Source organism: Moorena sp. SIO4A1 (assembly GCF_010672065.1).
In the GTDB taxonomy this organism is placed as follows: Bacteria; Cyanobacteriota; Cyanobacteriia; order Cyanobacteriales; family Coleofasciculaceae; genus Moorena.
In genome coordinates this window covers 1-1,183 of record NZ_JAAHHX010000913.1, presented here as the reverse complement: position 1 = coordinate 1,183, position 1,183 = coordinate 1, and the positions used below count along the sequence as shown (strand labels likewise).

Sequence of the window (1,183 nt, the reverse complement as noted above, 5' to 3'; positions counted from 1 at the left end):
CAGGGCTATTTCATTCTAAAAAGTTGCTTAAGCGTGTCTAGACCAAAAGAACAAAGTCGTTGAGCTTGTGCCATATTTTTAAACATTTGGTCACGGTATAAATTGAGTGTAAAATTACGAGCTATGGTGAAAATTTTAGGCAGAGGGTTAGTGCGAATTCTGGATTTATCTTCACCTTGAGTAACATCTCTAACATAGTGGACTTTATTCTCAACACCCCAATATCCACGGATACGTTCAGCAAATTCTTGGGCTGTTAAACTCAATGAAGAAATATAATAACGAGTTTCAGTAGTAACTTCAATGACATGATGGGTAAATACTTGACGTTCTGATTTAACCTGAATCAAAGTAGTAAGTCCGGGCCAAGGACGGATAGAATCAAGATTTTTACAAATACTTACATGACGCTTTTCGATTCGACCATGTCCTTTATTAATTTGTAGATAAGTAACTTCCGGTGTAAAATTAGTTTTAACCTCCTTAAAGAGACTGGGCTGGTTACCTTTTAAGGCAGCAATATAATCATTACCACTTTTGAGAATTAACTCACAAGTTTTTTTTGGGTATTAATAGCATCAAAAGCAAAAACAACTCCCTTGAGAGCAAGTTTCTGAATCAATTCTGGTAGAGCTTTAATTTCGTTGGTTTTGGCATCAACTTCAAACGGTTCTAAAATCAAGCCCCGTTCCACAATGTAAGCACTAACCAACATTATGGCTGGGTGAGAAGCTGAATTAAGATTATCATTTTCTATTTGATAGGAACATTTGAGGACTTTTCCGTCTAAACTAATGGTTTCTCCAGGAACTGGTTGTACATTAAAGAACTTAGCCAGGCACAGGGAATACTGCTCATAATTTATATGTAGTAAAGCACGACGGACAGTACTGTAAGAGGGTAGCCTGTTTTTCGGAGGTTTGAAAAGATCAATCAACTGCTCGCGGTAACTTGAAATCCAATCTCCAATTGCTAAAAATCCTTGATTCCCAGCGGCGTAGCCCACGGTAAATAGTGCTAGGCACAGTGGCAGGGCATGACGCTGTCCGGCACGACGACGAGGGTCTTCGAGCTCTGCAAAGGCTTCTATAATTGCGATTTGAGACACAAGAGTAGATGGATTAGACTAAATTTGCGCTCAATTATACCATATCTTGTTTATATTTAGAATGAAATAGCCCTG

General features: G+C 38.5%; 1 pseudogene. It reads right to left on the bottom strand.

From position 1 onward, the window contains the following. Positions 1 to 5 precede the first annotated feature (5 nt). A pseudogene (locus tag F6K53_RS44025) lies at positions 6 to 1,108 on the bottom strand (ISAs1 family transposase). Positions 1,109 to 1,183 lie beyond the last annotated feature (75 nt).